The 16,095-nt window shown below is 62.4% G+C and carries 11 protein-coding genes and 1 tRNA gene; 2 read left to right on the top strand and 10 right to left on the bottom strand.

The annotated features are described in order from the left end of the window. The 6 genes from AC2FNY_RS00005 to AC2FNY_RS00030 form a co-directional block, all read right to left on the bottom strand. A partial coding sequence (locus AC2FNY_RS00005) for an alcohol dehydrogenase catalytic domain-containing protein (RefSeq protein ID WP_496801260.1) occupies positions 1-851 on the bottom strand: 851 nt, incomplete at its 3' end. Between the two features lie 30 nt (positions 852-881). Further along, on the bottom strand, positions 882-2,096 hold the full coding sequence (locus AC2FNY_RS00010; RefSeq protein ID WP_496801261.1) for a cytochrome-c peroxidase: 1,215 nt from the start codon (positions 2,094-2,096) through the stop codon (positions 882-884). Next, positions 2,093-2,806 (bottom strand): SCO family protein, encoded by a 714-nt coding sequence (locus AC2FNY_RS00015; RefSeq protein ID WP_234166746.1) that lies wholly within the window; start codon positions 2,804-2,806, stop codon positions 2,093-2,095. The genes AC2FNY_RS00010 and AC2FNY_RS00015 overlap by 4 nt, the downstream gene beginning before the upstream one ends. Positions 2,807-2,875: 69 nt before the next feature. After that, positions 2,876-4,186: a methanethiol oxidase gene (gene mtoX / locus AC2FNY_RS00020; protein WP_234171587.1), complete on the bottom strand. Its 1,311-nt coding sequence runs from the start codon at positions 4,184-4,186 to the stop codon at positions 2,876-2,878. Between the two features lie 22 nt (positions 4,187-4,208). Continuing rightward, complete coding sequence (locus AC2FNY_RS00025) at positions 4,209-5,021, bottom strand: IclR family transcriptional regulator (protein ID WP_238906178.1); 813 nt, start codon at positions 5,019-5,021, stop codon at positions 4,209-4,211. Between the two features lie 176 nt (positions 5,022-5,197). Beyond that, positions 5,198-6,022, bottom strand: coding sequence for a LytTR family DNA-binding domain-containing protein (locus AC2FNY_RS00030; RefSeq protein WP_234237919.1), 825 nt, complete (start codon positions 6,020-6,022; stop codon positions 5,198-5,200). 513 nt (positions 6,023-6,535) lie between these two features. On the opposite strand from AC2FNY_RS00030, the gene AC2FNY_RS00035 reads away from it, so the two are divergent. Further along, on the top strand, positions 6,536-9,097 hold the full coding sequence (locus AC2FNY_RS00035; protein WP_496801262.1) for a Hint domain-containing protein: 2,562 nt from the start codon (positions 6,536-6,538) through the stop codon (positions 9,095-9,097). A 935-nt stretch (positions 9,098-10,032) separates the two neighbouring features. Here the strand turns inward: AC2FNY_RS00035 and AC2FNY_RS00040 are convergent. Together AC2FNY_RS00040 and acnA are read right to left on the bottom strand one after the other, a co-directional pair. Further along, a tRNA-Glu gene (locus AC2FNY_RS00040) sits at positions 10,033-10,107 on the bottom strand. A 509-nt stretch (positions 10,108-10,616) separates the two neighbouring features. Then, complete coding sequence (gene acnA, locus AC2FNY_RS00045) at positions 10,617-13,307, bottom strand: aconitate hydratase AcnA (RefSeq protein ID WP_234217511.1); 2,691 nt, start codon at positions 13,305-13,307, stop codon at positions 10,617-10,619. A 251-nt stretch (positions 13,308-13,558) separates the two neighbouring features. On the opposite strand from acnA, the gene AC2FNY_RS00050 reads away from it, so the two are divergent. Further along, positions 13,559-14,257, top strand: a complete 699-nt coding sequence (locus AC2FNY_RS00050; RefSeq protein WP_496801263.1) for a DUF1223 domain-containing protein — start codon at positions 13,559-13,561, stop codon at positions 14,255-14,257. Here AC2FNY_RS00050 and AC2FNY_RS00055 read toward each other — a convergent pair whose 3' ends face one another. Further along, positions 14,258-15,184, bottom strand: a complete 927-nt coding sequence (locus AC2FNY_RS00055; protein WP_234143860.1) for a lysophospholipid acyltransferase family protein — start codon at positions 15,182-15,184, stop codon at positions 14,258-14,260. Positions 15,185-15,193: 9 nt separating this feature from the next. Further along, a complete protein-coding gene (locus AC2FNY_RS00060; RefSeq protein WP_234140673.1) occupies positions 15,194-16,015 on the bottom strand; it encodes a DMT family transporter in 822 nt (273 codons plus the stop codon). Positions 16,016-16,095: the final 80 nt, after the last annotated feature.

Genomic DNA, 16,095 nt, shown 5'->3' on the forward strand with positions numbered 1-16,095 from the left:
TCGCCCCAGCCCTTGTGCGCGCATTCCAGCGCCGTGCGCATCACGCCCACATTGCCGGTCGCATCGAACGAATAATCGGCGCCGCCCTTGGTCAGCTCGACCAGATGCGCCACCATGTCGCCCTCGACCTCGGCCGGATTGACGAAATCGGTCATCCCGAAACGGGTGGCCATTTCCACCTTGTCGGGGTTCAGGTCGACGCCCACGATCTGGTCGGCGCCCGCCAGCCGCAGGCCCTGGATCACGTTCAGACCGATGCCGCCCAGGCCGAACACCACCGCGCGGCAGCCGATCTCGGCCTTGGCGGTGTTGATCACCGCGCCGATGCCGGTGGTGACGCCGCAGCCGATATAGCAGATCTTGTCGAACGGCGCGTCCGGGCGCACCTTGGCCAGCGCGATCTCGGGCAGGACGGTGTGGTTCGAGAATGTCGAACAGCCCATGTAATGCAGGATCGGCGTGCCATCGAGCATGGAGAACCGCGTGGTGCCGTCGGGCATCAGGCCCTGACCTTGCGTGCTGCGGATCGCCTGGCAGAGGTTGGTCTTGCCGCTCAGGCAATACTCGCACTGGCGGCATTCCGGCGTGTAGAGCGGGATCACGTGGTCGCCGGGTTTCAGGCTGGTGACGCCCGGGCCCACCTCCAGCACGACGCCCGCGCCCTCGTGACCCAGAATGGCCGGGAACAGCCCCTCGGGATCGGCGCCCGAGAGGGTGAATTCGTCGGTATGACAGATGCCGGTGGCCTTGATCTCCACCAGAACCTCGCCGGCCTTCGGCCCTTCGAGGTTCACCTCCATCACTTCCAGAGGCTTGCCCGCCTCAACCGCTACCGCCGCGCGTGTCCGCATGTGTTCCGTCTCCTTGGTTCAATAGTAGTGTCAGAAATTGTCAGGGGGATGGCTGCGTGCCTCGGCCACGAGGCAATCGAGCCCCTCCGAGGTGAGCGCCAACAGAAAGGCCTCGATATCGGCCAGCTCTTCGGGGCTGAGGCCCAGCGGGCGGATGCGCGCATCCTGATCGGGGTGTCCGGCGCCGCCCGTGTTGTAGAACTCCAGCACCTCCCCCAGCGTGGTCAGCGCGCCGTCATGCATATAGGGCGCACTCACCGCCAGATTGCGCAGGCCCGGGGTACGGAATTTCCACCGATCCGCAGGTTCCTCGGTCACCTCGTAGCGGCCCAGATCGGCCTCGCGCGGGGCGCTGACCGAACGGATGCGAGAGAAATCGAGCTGATGCACCACGCCGGGCGCCACCTGGACCGGGTGGCTGGCGGGCGGGTTCTGGCGCCGTTCTTCGCGCATCCGGCCATAGCCGGTGTCGTGAAAGGCCTGATCGGTGAACAGCGCATGATCCGCGTCGATCAGATGGCACGAGGCGCAATCGGCCTTGCCGGTGAACAGCGCAAACCCGCGCTGCGCCGCCGCGCCCATCGCGCCCTCGTTGCCGCCGTAATACCAACGGTCAAAGGCGCTGTTGCCCAGCGTCAGGCTGCGCTGATAGGCGCCAAGCGCCTGGCCGATCCGGTCAAGCGAGGCGGGCGCGGCAAAGGCCGCGTCAAAGAGGGGCCGGTAATCGGGCAGGCGATTCAGCTCGGCCACCACATGGCCGATCGAGGGGTTGGCCATCTCGTTGCGCGCCACCAGGGGCGCGACGAACTGGGTTTCCAGCGCCGGATCGCGCCCATCGTGAAAGAGCGGGGTCAGAAAGCCCACATTGATCACGCTGGGCGCGTTGCGCTTGACGCTGCGCCCCTCGACCCCGATGGCGGTGGCCAGTTCCCAATTGGCAAACCCCTGTTCGGGCACATGGCACATGGCGCAGGACATGGTGCGGTTGATAGACAGGCGCCGGTCGAAGAACAGTTTGCGCCCCAGTGCGATCTTGGCCTCGGTCGGCGGATTGTCCGCCGGATGCGGCACCAAGGGCAGGCCCAGTTGTGGTGACAGGCTGCGCTCCAGCGCCGCTTTGGTCCAGCTTTCGGGGTCTGCCGGACAGGTCTCGGCACTGATCGGCACGGGCAGGGCGGTGCCATGCTCCCCGGCCAATGCGGCGGGGGCAAGCAAGGTCAGCGCGGTCGCGACGGCTCGGATCACGCGCCTGCCTCTTCCATCAGCAGGGTTTCGATATCGGTCAACAGCAGGCGCGGGTCGAGAAAGCCCAGCCCATAGACGTTGCGGATGTCGCCCTGCCGGTCGACCAGATAGAGACGCAACAGGTGGCTGATCGTCTCTTGATCCTCGGACCGGTCCACGACCTGGCCATAGCCGTCCAGAATAGGGGCCAGCGCCTGTGAACCGGACGTGGTCAGCACATGCCAGTCCAGCTTGTCACCCGCTTGTTCGTCCGAGGTGATGGGATAGGCAAAGGCCTCGATCGCCTCGACCGTGTCGCGGTCGGGGTCGAAGCTGATCGTCAACAGCTGCACATCCTCGTTCAACCCGGGCAGATCGCGGCTGGCATCGTGCACGTCGAAAAAGACAGACATCGCCAGCGGGCAGCCATTCACGTCGCCGCAGGTCAGATAGACGAAGCTGACCAGCGAGATCTTGCCCCGCGTCAGGTCGTGCAGGCCGTGTTCGCGTCCGTTGATATCCAGCACCCGCCCATCAGGCGCGGATTTGATGCGGTTCAGGCGGTAGCTGCCCGGGGCGGGCGGGTCGAACTGGTAAGCATCGCTCGCCTCGAAAACCGAGGCCATCGGGCTGGGCCGGGCCGCGGGCTGGGGCTGCCAGACCTGCCACCCGAGGGCTGCCGCCGCCAGCGCCGCGACTGCCAGCCCGGAAAGGAGGTATCTCTTGCGCATCCGCCGCCACCGTCCATGTCAAAGGAAAAGCCGGGGCAGCGATGGGCCGCCCCGGAAGTCTGGGAGGTATCAGGACGAATAAAGCGCGGAGCTGCCAAAGCGCATGATATGCGCGCGGCCCAGACCCAGTTCATAGAAGTCGACGGCGAAATCCTCGACCAGTTCCTTGCCGTCCCAATTATAGGCCTTCAGGTACTGGACATCGTCGTCGCCCTTCTTGTCCCAGTTGGCGAGCAGCGAGGACGAGAAATAGACGCGCTTGCCGTCCCAGCTCTGGCTGACCATGTTGACCTGGCGGTCGATGACCTTTTCGTAGATCTGGAACGGTTTGTGCGGATCCGAAATGTCGAACAGCCGGGTCTTGCCATCCATGAAGCTGTTGATCCACAGCGTCTGGTCGTCGGCGGCGATCGAGATATCGACCGGCAGAGGGATGTCCGCCGGGTTGCCGATATCTGCCACCGCCTTGGCCTGCCACTCGCCCGCCTCATCCTCGTAGATCAGCCAGAGCTGCGAGGTGAGCGCCGTGGTCGAGAAGGCGTAATTGGCGTTCGGCCCCCAGGGGAATCGGATTTCCAGCGGCGCGCCGGGGACGTTGAACACTTTTTTGGGCTGACGGGTGTGCAGATCCCATTGCACGATTGTATTGCCGAAGCGCTTCATCGCTTCGCCGTCCTGCAACATCTGGCCGAAATCCATCATGTAGTTGGACCAGCCGGTAAAGGACGAGGTCAGCATGACGTTCTTGCGGATCAGCGCCCGGATGTCATAGCCGTAACCATCGGCCACCGCGTCACCCACGGCAACCGCGCCCTGCATGTCGGCGGTGGTGGGCATCCAATAAGTCGCCACGTAATCGCCGTCATCGTTGTATTCGACCAAAGCGGTGCGCCCGCCATGGTCGTCATCGTTGCTGAGACCGGTGATCATCATGCTGCCGGGCAGGGCAAAGAAGGTGTGCGGCCCCACGACCCCGCCGCTGTCCTTGACGAAAGTGTCGATGGTCTTGTGCAGTTTCGGGTTCGACGGGTCGGAATGCACGTCGAAGATGAAGATGCGGTTGGTGTCCAGCCCGCCGGTCCAGAAATAGCGCCGGTCGGCCGAGAACCCGCCATGATGCGCCTCGTTCCGGCCGCCGACCGAAACCGAGTTGATCACCTGCCCACGGGTAGCCGAACCAGGGCGCAGGTCGATGGTGACCAGCTTGTCCTGCTCGTCGCCCATGCCCTCGACCCCCAGGGTCCAGACATAGACAAATTCCTCTTGCCCGGTGATCTTGGGCATATAGGGCGATTGACAAGTTTCATCGGCAAATGCGCGAAACGGCAGCCCCATTGCCAAGGCACCGGCGGCCAGGGCCCCAAATTCTCTTCTTTTCATGACTTTCCTCCCGTTTGGATCGTTAATGCGTATTGTTCAGACCTTCTCTTGCGTCGGCCATGGCCTCGGCATTGGTGGTTTCGGCATCGACTACCGAACAATGCTGGATCGCCGCCGCAGCGCGCACCGCCTCGGCGGTCAGCACCGGCAGGATGCGGTTCTGAACCATCGGCTTGATCCGGTTCGACGGGCCAACGACGCCCATGGAAAAGATCGCGCCCAGCCGGTCCACATTGATCGGCACCGCGACGCTGCTGACCCCTTCGTCGATCTCACCGTCGCAGATCGCATAGCCATAGCGGCGCACCTGGTTCAGCTCGCGCTGGATCTGGTCAGGGTCGGTGATGGTTTTCTGGTTATAGCGCATCGGCTGGATGTCCAGCAGTTCCTCTCGCAGTTCGGGCGCCACAAAGGCGGCGATCGCCTTGGCCGAGGAACAGGCGTGCGCAGGCCGGGGCCCGAGCCCGGGATAGATGTAGGACAGCGACGGATCGGCCGGCGTCTCGATGTGGATCAGGTCGACCCGTCCGCCGCGGTAACGGGCCAGAAACCCGGTCTCGCCCGAGGTTTTCACCACCTGCTGCATCATCGCTGTGACCGCGTTGATCACATGCACGTCTGACTTGCCGGTCAGCGCGATTTTGACAAAGCGCATCCCCAGAATATAGCGGCTGCCACAGTCAGTATTCTCGACAAAGCCGCAGTCGATCAGCGACGAGATGTTGCGATAGATGGTTGCCCGTGGCACGCCGGTCAGCCGCGCCAATTCAGTGGCGTTTAGCGGGCTGGCGGCGCCTGCGATGGCTTCGAGAAGGCGGATCAGTCGTTCTTGCATCGGTTTCTCAAAATGCGGACATTGTTAGCATAATGTGAGAACTCGATTCTGTGCAACCGCTATCTGCCGCAAACACAAAGCATGTTTCGCGTCCTTGGTGGTTTGCGCGCGTCAGTCGCCCTGACGAGCATTGTCCGAAGGATACTCTGATGCCGTTCCTGTCTTCTATGCCAGTTCTAGAATCCGCCTTTGCCCGCATCCTCGAGTACAGCCGCACCTCGTCCACCTCCCCGTTGCGTCCGGCTGCGAAACGCTTCACGGAAGGCGCGCGCCCGGCTGCGCGCGCCCGGAATGGCGGTCTTGTCCTTGAGGATCAGTTTCAGGCCGCCGTCTCGTTTTGATTGCACCTGTTGGATATGGTCGAAGGCCACCCAATAGGATTTGTGAACCTGCATTCCGGCAGCATCGTCCAGCGCTTTGACCAGTGCCCCGAAACTTTGACGCACATGCGACTTACGGTCTCCATGATGGACAAAGACATAGTGCTCGTCCGCCTGAACCAGCGTAATGTCCTTCGCGGCGATGGTCTCTCCGGCCAGCATCAGTTTGGGGTCAGAGGCGGGGCGCGGGGTGCCGGCAGGGGCCATTTGCGGGCTGTCTGCGCGTGCGAGCAGCGGCAGCATCACCGCGGCGAACAGCAGTTCGAACCCAAGATGGACTGCAAAGGCCAGCAGGACGATCATTGCCGCCGCCATCGGCGTCCAGATGTCCAGGTCAAAGATCCGAGCATAGAGCCACAGCAACGGGATATCGTGGCACAAAACGCCCGACAACCCGATCAGAGGTACGGGCAGGTTGACACCGTGGCGGGTCGTTTGGCCGAGCCGGACCAAGAGCAGGCAAAGCAATAACAGAAAGACCCAGAGAACGACCCCTAGCCCCAGGCCCAGCCCAACCGTCGCTAACCAGCCGACCGGCACATCCAACATGAAGATGGAAAGGATACGTACGATAGTGGCCGAGAACACAATCATGAACATGGCTATAGGGGCGGTCATCATTGTCAACGCCGCGCGGCGGTCGAGTGAGACGGTATCGCCATTCAGAAAGCGGAGCGTCAGCGGTCTGGTGGAGGTCATCTTTGTGGCACAGATATCTTGTCCGGGACGCAGTGGCGCCCTGGCGGGTTCGGGTTTCAGCGCCTCGTCGAAGATTGCTCTTTAGGTCACTGTAATTCCTATATAATCACGCCAAGTTGACATGCCAGTCACGTTCGTTTGAGGGCAGGGCATGTCGCTGCTTCTGACTTGCCATGGCGCACCGCCGGTCATGATCGTGACCGGTGGAGCGATGTCCTTTCACGACTTGCTGAGGTGCTGAAACCACCGCTCACGACGGATGGGCTGTTGCGCTGCGGCGGAGCGCCTAAGCCTCTGTAGGGCGCACTGGGTGGGGGCTCAGATCGCGCCAGCGATGTCAGTGCCGATGTTTCCGATTGGCCAACGACCTCAAGCAGGTGGTGTTGTGTTTCGATCGGCACTGACCCGCTGGAAGCAAGTAGGGATGACTAATCCATGGATACTTCCATTTGGCTTTTCCTCGGCGCAACTGCGCCCGATGGGGAAATGCAGACAGTGCCAGGCCGGTTGAGCGGCATTCTATTCGAGCCCGAGGGCTATGTAGCCATATCGGGAAACTGGGCAATCGCGGACACGGACGCGTCTTTGACGCTGCGCTATTCAGTGCGCAATGGCGCCCAGGTATCGACCGAGGTCGCCGGGGTCGTCTCGTCATCCGTGCAGGTTACCTTTGCCGACGGTCGCCTTCAAACCGTTGCAGGTGGCTCTCTGATGTCCATGTCGAACGGTGATTTGTTCTATGTGGTAGGGGCGGGGGATCCTGCGGCAACGTTCAAGACGATCGAGGGCGATGTCAGGCCGATATCCACCCTGCGGGTGACCGGCCTGCAGCAAGAAACAGACACCGACCTGACCGATCTGAGCTTTCCACAGGAATTCGCCGTTACAACCGATGGCAGTGAACCTGTGATCGGTGAAGCGCCAGACCCTAGTGGGCTACTGTCGGACGGAACGATCAGCGGCACCGGCTTGGCGGACCGGATCAACGTCAGGTATTTGGGTGATCGGGATGGCGACGTGGTCGACAATCTCGACGCCATGGGCCTCAACGGAGAACTGGCAGAAAGCGATGATGACCTGATCGACGCCTTGGGCGGGAATGACACGGTCGAGGCCGGGCGTGGCCACGACACGGTGCTGGGCGGCGATGGAGACGACTCGATTGATGGCGGCGTCGGCGCCGACAGCCTGTTGGGCGGTCTGGGCGCGGATACGCTGGACGGCGGCATCGGTGCCGACCCTCTGTCGCCGGTCTATCAACAGGTCACCTCAGTCAACCAGGTCCTGAATGGTGTGAACAGCAGGCCGGATTTCGGGGTGACCACGGTGTCCGATACCGGAAATGTCGCCTTTGCCTCGGTCGGGACCATCGCCGACGGGTTCTTTGTCGGCGATAACTTCAACACGTCAGGCCTGTTTGCAGAGGAAACTCATACGCATGTCGCGTCGACACAGGCGGCAGGTGCCCGGATCGTGATGAACCGGCTCGAAATCTCCGAGACATTGACGATTTCAGTCGATGGAAACGTGCTTGATCTGAACGCGGCAATCGCTGCGGGGACGGTCACGTTCGACGGCGCGGGCGTCTATGTGATCGACGCCTCGGGCAAGATCGTCAGCACCTCGAACGATGTTGCCGTCACCGCCAACACCGAACTGACGCTGACATTCAAGGTACCGCTCAGCCGGATCGACGTGACACTGGTAAAAAGCGCCTTCAGCGCCGAAGGCGCCGTCTATGCACTGTCATTCGACACCAATCCGATTGTGGCGCCGCGCCTGTCCACCGCGAATGACACGCTGGAGGGCGGCGACGGCAACGACCTTCTTGATGGCAATGACGGCGACGATTCCCTGCGCGGCGGCACGGGCGACGACACCCTGTTCGGCGATGACGGAAACGACACGCTGCTTGGCGATGCCGGTCGAGATTCGGTTCTGGGCGGCGCCGGGGACGACACGCTGGCGGGTGGCGGAGAGGCCGATACCCTGGTTGGCGGCGCCGGCAATGACAGCATCTTCGATGGCGGCGGGGACGATCTTGTGTTCGGCTCCGAGGGCAACGATCTCTTCTTCATCGGGCGGGGTCACAACACGATCGGGGATTTCGGCTTTGGCAACGGTCCGGTCGACGATGGCGACCAGACCAACAACGATTTCGCCAATCTGAGCGCATTCTACAATCGCGCCACATATGACGCCGCCGTTCTGAGCGGCCGGATCGACCCGAGCGTGATCCGCAACCCGCTGGAATGGCTGCGCGCAGATCACGCAGACGACGGTGTGCTCAACGACACCGCCGCGGGATGGACCGCGAGTGACAGTCTGACGCTGCGCAATGGCGGCGCGCCGGTCGATCCCGGCCAGCTGACTTTCGATACCACCAACGTGACCTGTTTCTGCCGGGGCACGCTGATCGCCACCGCCGAGGGTGAGATCCCGGTCGAGGATCTGTGCGCTGGTGACCGAGTCATTACCCGAGACCGGGGTTATCAGCGCATCCGCTGGATCGGGAGCACCGTGCGCGATGCGCATCCCGGCATCGCGCCTATCCGAATCCGCGCGGGCGTTCTGAAAAACAACCGTGATCTGAGGGTTTCACCCAATCATCGGGTTCTGATGGTCGGGCCAATGGTGGAGTTCTTTCTGGGGCATGCCGAAGTTTTGGTGCCGGCCAAATTCCTGGTCGACGGTGAGGGGATAGTTCAGGAGCAGTTCGGGCAAGTCGACTATTTCCATATACTGTTCGACCAGCACGAGCTGGTGCTTTCGGAACGCGCCTGGACCGAGAGCTTTCATCCTGGTCAGGCGGGCTGGTCAGCTCTTTGCGATGAGACGCGCGCGGAAATTCTCGACCTATTCCCCGAGTTGGAGAGTGATTGCGCCACAATGGGCAGCTCGACCGCCCGCTATGTTGTCGATCGGCGCGAAGCGCTGGTCCTGCTGCAATCGCTGGGTGGGCACAGTATTCAAACAATGGAGATGCTGCCATGTTGAGGCGACGAGATGTCCGGCCCCGCCACCGGCAGGAGAGCGGATTCGAGCTTCGCGTTGTCTCGAACTGCAAGGAGCCTCACATTGATCGTGAGAGCGGTCCTTGTCGGTCAGAGGTCAACGCCCGCCCAAGGGTACGACTCTTCGCCAGCGCGGCGATCGTTCTTGTCCTTTGCTGCGTCAGCGGCGCGGCGGTAGCCGGTCTCGCTTTGGCGCTCGGCAGGGGGCTGCTTTTTGCGGCGATATTATACCTCACGCTCCCCAGTATCCTGTACGCCACGTTCCAGGCGGCGGTGCTGCTGCGGGAAAGGCCGCGGAAAAAGCTGGTGAAATCGGCGGTTGACGGGATCGATAGCGATGTAACGGGTCTTGCGAGTTGCGCTTTCGAGAGGGGGCGGCGTATCCGTATAAGGATTGGCGTTGCCGCCTGCGCGGTTATCACAACTCTCTTCTTGACGGATGACCGGCACATCCTGACCGGAGTCGCGTTGATGGGCTCGGCAGCCATTCTTCTGGCGGTGCTTGCCCGCCGGCGGGTCCTTGCGACCTATGCTACTACAAAGCGCCCCCGCAAAGGGCGCGGGTAGCACGGTCTTTCGCCTAGCGAGTAGGCAGGCGTGAAACGAAGGCGGGCTCTGATCCAAGTTTCTTTCGGGCCAGCACTGCCTACGTCCCGGTCGACTTGATCTGCTCCTTGAACCTAGGGGTGCGGGCGGGAAACTCGTTCTCATCGGAATGACCAGAGAGTTGTGCCTAACGGACTGCACTTTGTACCGACATGAGCATCAAACAGGGGGCACTTCGGGTGATCGTGGTCACGTTGAAGTCACCTTGGCTGAATGCGATTCTTGGTTTATTCTTCAATATGATGTGAAGGTTATTTTATCTGGAGATAGGAGTGCCGCCACAGCCTCAAATCTACATGCTGTTCGGGAAAGTGGCAGCCCGTAGGGGAATCGAACCCCTCTTTCCAGGTTGAAAACCTGGCGTCCTAACCGATAGACGAACGGGCCACTGTTGGCGTGACGCGGCTTTTAAGGAGAATCGTGGGACGGCGCAAGAGGGGAAATCGCAATTTCTTGACGGGTAATAGAGGAGGGTTCAGGCCGACCGCGCCCTGTCAACTTTCACCCCATAGTGGCACGGAAACTGGTGCGCTCGGTTGAAACCGCACGCCCATCGATCCGCCGATCCGCCACGATAACGGTCCAGTCGTTGTCGAACCAGATCAAGCGGGGACGTATTTCCTTCGATCCAGAAACTGGAGGTCATGCTCTGCCTTCAATGCTGCCGTTGACGACTGGTCCTGCTTCGACCGGGATCAACGCCGCGCGTTCCGATTGTTCCATGCTTTTCAGGGCGAGTCCCATCATTGCACGGTCGCTGGAACTGCCCGTTTCCGATCCTCAGGGTGGGGGTCCGTAACTTCATTCCGCCCAAAATACTCCGGAGCGCGAGGCAGCGCCTCGCAAAAGAAAAAGGGCGCCGCAAGGCGCCCTCTTGTTAATCTGTTCAGCCCGGATCAGCTGGCTTTTGCCAGGTTGCGCAGCACATAATGCAGCACGCCGCCGTTCTCGATATATTCGATCTCGGGTGCGGTATCGATCCGGCACTTCAGCGTGATGGTCTTTTCGGACCCGTCGCCATAGGTGATGGTGCAGGGCACCTCTTGCAGGGGCTGGATGGTGTCCAGGCCGCTGATCGCCACGGTTTCATCGCCCTTCAGGCCCAGCGACTTGCGATTGTCGCCGCCGGTGAACTCGAACGGGATGACGCCCATGCCGACCAGGTTCGAGCGGTGGATACGCTCGAAGCTTTCGGCGATGACCGCCTTGACACCCAGCAGAGCGGTACCCTTGGCCGCCCAGTCACGGCTGGAACCGGCGCCATATTGTTCGCCGCCGAACACCACCAGCGGAGTGCCCTGTTCCTGATAGGCCATCGAGGCCTCGTAGATCGAGGTCTGCTGCCCATCGGGGCCTTTGGTATAGCCGCCTTCGACGCCATCCAGCATCTCGTTCTTGATGCGGATATTGGCGAAGGTGCCGCGCATCATGATCTCGTGGTTGCCACGGCGAGAGCCATAGGAGTTGAACTCGCGCGGGGCCACTTGACGCTCGGTCAGATACTTGCCGGCTGGCGTGGTGGTGGCAAACGAGCCCGCAGGCGAGATGTGGTCGGTGGTGACCATGTCACCCAGGATCGCCAGCACCTTGGCGCCCGAGATGTTCGAGATGGTGCCCGGCTCGGTCCCCATGCCCTGGAAATAGGGCGGGTTCTGGATATAGGTCGAGGTCGCGGGCCAATCATAGGTTTCCGCATCGGTGGTTTCCACCGCCTGCCATTTCTCGTCCCCCTTGAACACGTCGGCGTATTTCGACTGGAACGCCTCGCGCGTCACGGTCTGCTCGACCAGTTCGGCGACTTCCTGGGTGCTGGGCCAGATGTCTTTCATATAGACATCGTTGCCGTCCTTGTCGGTGCCGATCGGCTCGGAGGTCAGGTCGATATCCAGCGTGCCGGCCAGCGCATAGACCACCACCAGCGGCGGCGAGGCCAGATAGTTGGCGCGCACGTCGGGCGAGATGCGCCCTTCGAAGTTGCGGTTGCCCGACAGCACCGAGGTGGCGACCAGATCGCCCTCGGCAATCGCCTCGCTGATTTCCTTCTGGATCGGGCCCGAGTTGCCGATACAGGTGGTGCAGCCATAGCCGACGAGGTTGAAGCCGATCTTGTCCAGATCCTCCTGCAGGCCGGCGGCCTCCAGATAGGCGCTGACCACCTGCGAACCCGGTGCCAGCGAGGTCTTGACCCAGGGCTTGCGGTTCAGGCCCAGTGCTGCTGCCTTGCGGGCCACCAGACCGGCGCCGATCATCACATAGGGGTTCGAGGTATTGGTGCAGGACGTGATCGAGGCGATCACGACCTTGCCCGATTCCATGGTATAGTCTTCGCCTTTGACCGCGACTTCCTTGCCCATCGGGCGCTTGAAGGTCTCGGCCATCTCGCGGGTGAATGCGGTCTTGGCATCGGTCAGCGCCACATAGTCCTGCGGACGTTTGGGGCCCGAGATGGCGGGCACGATGGTGCCCATGTCCAGGCTCAGCGTGTCGGTATAGACCGGGGCATAATCCGCATCGCGCCAGAAGCCGTTTTCCTTGGCATAGGCTTCGACCAGCGCGATCCGGTCCTCGTCGCGGCCGGTATTGCGCAGATAGCGCAGGGTCTCGCCGTCGATCGGGAAGAAGCCGCAGGTGGCGCCGTATTCGGGGGCCATGTTGGCGATGGTTGCGCGGTCGGCCAGCGGCAGACGGTCCAGACCTTCGCCGTAGAATTCGACGAATTTGCCCACCACGCCCTTGGCACGCAGCATCTCGACGACCTTCAGAACCAGGTCGGTGCCGGTGGTGCCTTCGACCATCTGGCCGGTCAGTTCGAAACCGATCACCTCGGGGATCAGCATCGAGATCGGCTGGCCCAGCATCGCGGCCTCGGCCTCGATCCCGCCAACGCCCCAGCCCAGAACGGCCATGCCGTTGACCATGGTGGTGTGGCTGTCGGTGCCGACCAGCGTGTCGGGATAGGCGACCTCGGCCCCGTCCTGATCGGTGTCGGTCCAGACGGTCTGGGCCAGATATTCCAGGTTCACCTGGTGGCAGATGCCGGTTCCGGGGGGCACCACGCGGAAGTTGTTGAACGCGCCCTGGCCCCATTTGAGGAACTGGTACCGCTCCATGTTGCGCTCGTATTCGCGGTCGACGTTCATCTGGAACGCGCGCGGATTACCGAATTCGTCGATCATGACCGAGTGGTCGATGACCAGGTCAACCGGGTTGAGCGGGTTGATCTTTTGCGCGTCGCCACCCAGCGCCTTGATGCCGTCGCGCATCGCGGCCAGGTCGACCACGGCGGGCACGCCGGTGAAATCCTGCATCAGCACGCGGGCCGGGCGGTAGGCGATCTCGCGCGGGTTCTGGCCACCCTTGGCGCCCCATTCCGCAAAGGCCTTGATGTCGTCTACCGACACGGAAAAGCCGCCATCCTCGAACCGCAGCATGTTTTCCAGCACCACTTTCAGCGCGGCGGGCAGTTTCGAGAAATCCCCCAGACCGGCCTCGGTGGCGGCGGGGATCGAGTAATAGGAAATGGATTTGCCATTGACGCTGAGCGTGCGGCGCGTCTTGGCGGTGTCCTGTCCAACCTTGATGGGCATCGTGGCCTCCCTCTCTTGGAGCGTGGAAATGGGATTCGCTGCGGGTTATCTGCATCACGCCCGCCTTGGGTTCAAGCACCAAGACGGGGGGTGCGTCAATTTTTGTATACCATTGCACACATGGGTGCGCAAGATGCGGTATGCAATGGTATACATATGTTTCCGCAGGTTCAAGAAACCTTGATTGGCGCTGTGATCGGCGGGGCGGTAAAGCTGGATCATCCCCTTGCCCAGCGACGGACCCGACCCGGATGAAAGCCCTGACGCTCTGCCTTGCCCTTGCCGCATCGGCGCTGCCCATCGCCGCCCGGGCCGAGGGTCCGGTGGTGGTGGAGCTCTATACTTCGCAGGGGTGCTCGTCCTGCCCGCCGGCGGATGCGATCATGCACCGGCTGGCGCGCCGGGACGATGTGATCGGACTGGCGCTGCATGTGGATTACTGGGACTATATCGGCTGGGCCGACGAATATGCCGACCCCGCCCATACCCTGCGCCAGCAGGCCTATGCCCGTGTCGGGGGACGGTCGATGATCTATACCCCGCAGATGATCGTGCAGGGGGTCGAGGATGTGGTGGGTGCCCGCGAGGACGAGGTGCTCGCACTGATCGAGGCGCACAAGGCGCGTCCCGCACCGATGGGGCTTGCCGCGTCCCGTGTGGGCGATGACATCACCATTACCCTGACACCCGGCGCGGGCGCGCAGGCGGAGTTCTATGCGGTGCAACTGGTGCGTTACACGCCGCTGCGCCATGCCTCGATCAAGCGTGGCGAGCTTGCCGGTCATGAACTGGATTATGCCAATGTGGTCGACAGCTGGCAGGTGGTCGGGCAGTGGGATGGACAGAGCGAGAAACGCCTGAGTGTCACCACCGAGGGCGAGCTGCCGGCGGTTGTGCTGGTCCAGCAGGCCGGGCCGGGGCCGATCCTGGCGGCGGCCCGCGTCGAGTGATCAGCCCGGCGTGTCCTCGGGCTGCTCACCGAGGTCGAGCCAGGGTTTCCAGCGCCGGTGGATCCAGAACCATTGCCCCATATGCTGGCGCACCATCTTTTCCAGATCGTCGTTCAGGAACTGGGTCATGGTGATCGGATCAGTATGGGCGACCGGATCGTGCATCACGATCTCGAAATCCAGCCCGTTATCCTGCCTTACCGAATAGCAGGGGATCATCACCGCATCATATTTCAGCGCCAGTTCCGCGTTCAGCACCGAGGTCACCGCAGGCTTGCCGAAGAAACTCAGCTCGGCACCGCCATGGGCGTGCAGGTCCGAGACGATGGCGATGATGCCCCCCTGTTTCAGGCTGCGGACCATCTCCATCATGCCGCGCCGGCCTTGTTCGAACATCGGTTTGCCGGTGCGCAGAAAGGCGTCGACATAGATCTCGTTGAAATAGGGGTTGGCCATACGGCGGTAGAGACAGCCGATCGGCTTGCCGCCTCGGGCCTGCAATGCGGCGCGGGTGGCCAGGTAATGGCCGAAATGGGCGGTGATCAGCATCACCGGCTTGCCCTCGGCAATAGCCGCGTCAAAGGCAGCCGCGCCCGGCCCGCTGACCCGTGCCCCCTGTTGCCGACGGGTGAATTCGTCGGGCGAGAAATGTTCCATGATGGCGCGGCCTGCATTGTCAGGCACCGCGCGGCACAGGCGCGCGATCTCGGCCTCGGGCAGGTCGGGGCAGGTCAAGGCCAGATTGGCGCGAATGCGCTTGCTGAACCCCACCAGCGGGCCAATCGCGCTCATCACCCGGCCCATCGCCGCGATCCGGCGATCATAAGGCAGAAGCCGCATCCCTCCGATTAGCCCGCGCAGCAGCAGATATTGCGCATAATATGAGGCGCGTGCGCCTCGGCCGAGTTCGGATTTTTCAACGGGCATCGGGGTCTCTTAGCGGCTGTGCATCTCGCGATGCCACACATACAGACCCGCCCCCGCGATCACAAGCGCGCCCAGAATGGTCCAGCCATCCGGGAATTCGCCAAAGAAGACCGCGCTCCAGATCGCGGCAAAGCCAAGGCCGCAATAGGCATAGGGCGCCAGCATCGCCGCCTCTCCTTGTGAAAAGGCGCGGATCAGGCAAAGCTGGCCCAGTGTGCCGAAAAGGACGACCAGCGCGATCATCCCCCAGCCTGCCGGGCCGGGCGGCTGCCAGTGGCCGGGGACGATCAGGCTCAGCAACAGAGTGCCGACAAGGCCGGTGTAAAAGAGCGAGGTCCAGACATCCTCGTCCGGTCCGACGCGGCGGGTCAGCAGGGCATAAGTCGAATAGCAGGCGGCGGCACCGAGCGGGAAGAGCGCGGCGGGCTGGAAAAGGTCCGAGCCCGGACGCAGCACGATCAGCGCGCCGGTCAGGGCGAGCGCGATGCCCAGCAGGCGACGGGGCCCCAGACGCTCGCCCAGGAACAAGGCAGCGCCCAGGGTAATGAAGACCGGATTGACAGACATCAGCGCGGTGGCATCTGTCAAAGGGATGCGGCTGATGCCGAGAAAGAAGAAGCCGGTCGCGCACATCAGCATCAGCGAACGCAAGAGTTGCAGGCGCGGATAGGCGGTTCGGATGACCCTGTGCAGGCGCGGCAGCACAAGAAGCAGGACCAGCAGCATCTGTCCCGCATAGCGCGCCCAGAGCGCGGGGATCACGCCGATGCGCGGGGCCAGTCCCTTGACCGTCGCGTCCATCAGCGAAAAACACAGGATTGCGAGAACCATGAATCCGATGGCCCGACGCGCCGTTGAGGCCATTACGCTCGGGCCCGCGACTGGAGTAGGATGTTGAACATGTGAAGCTG

This window comes from Ruegeria sp. BHSC223, assembly GCF_059613025.1.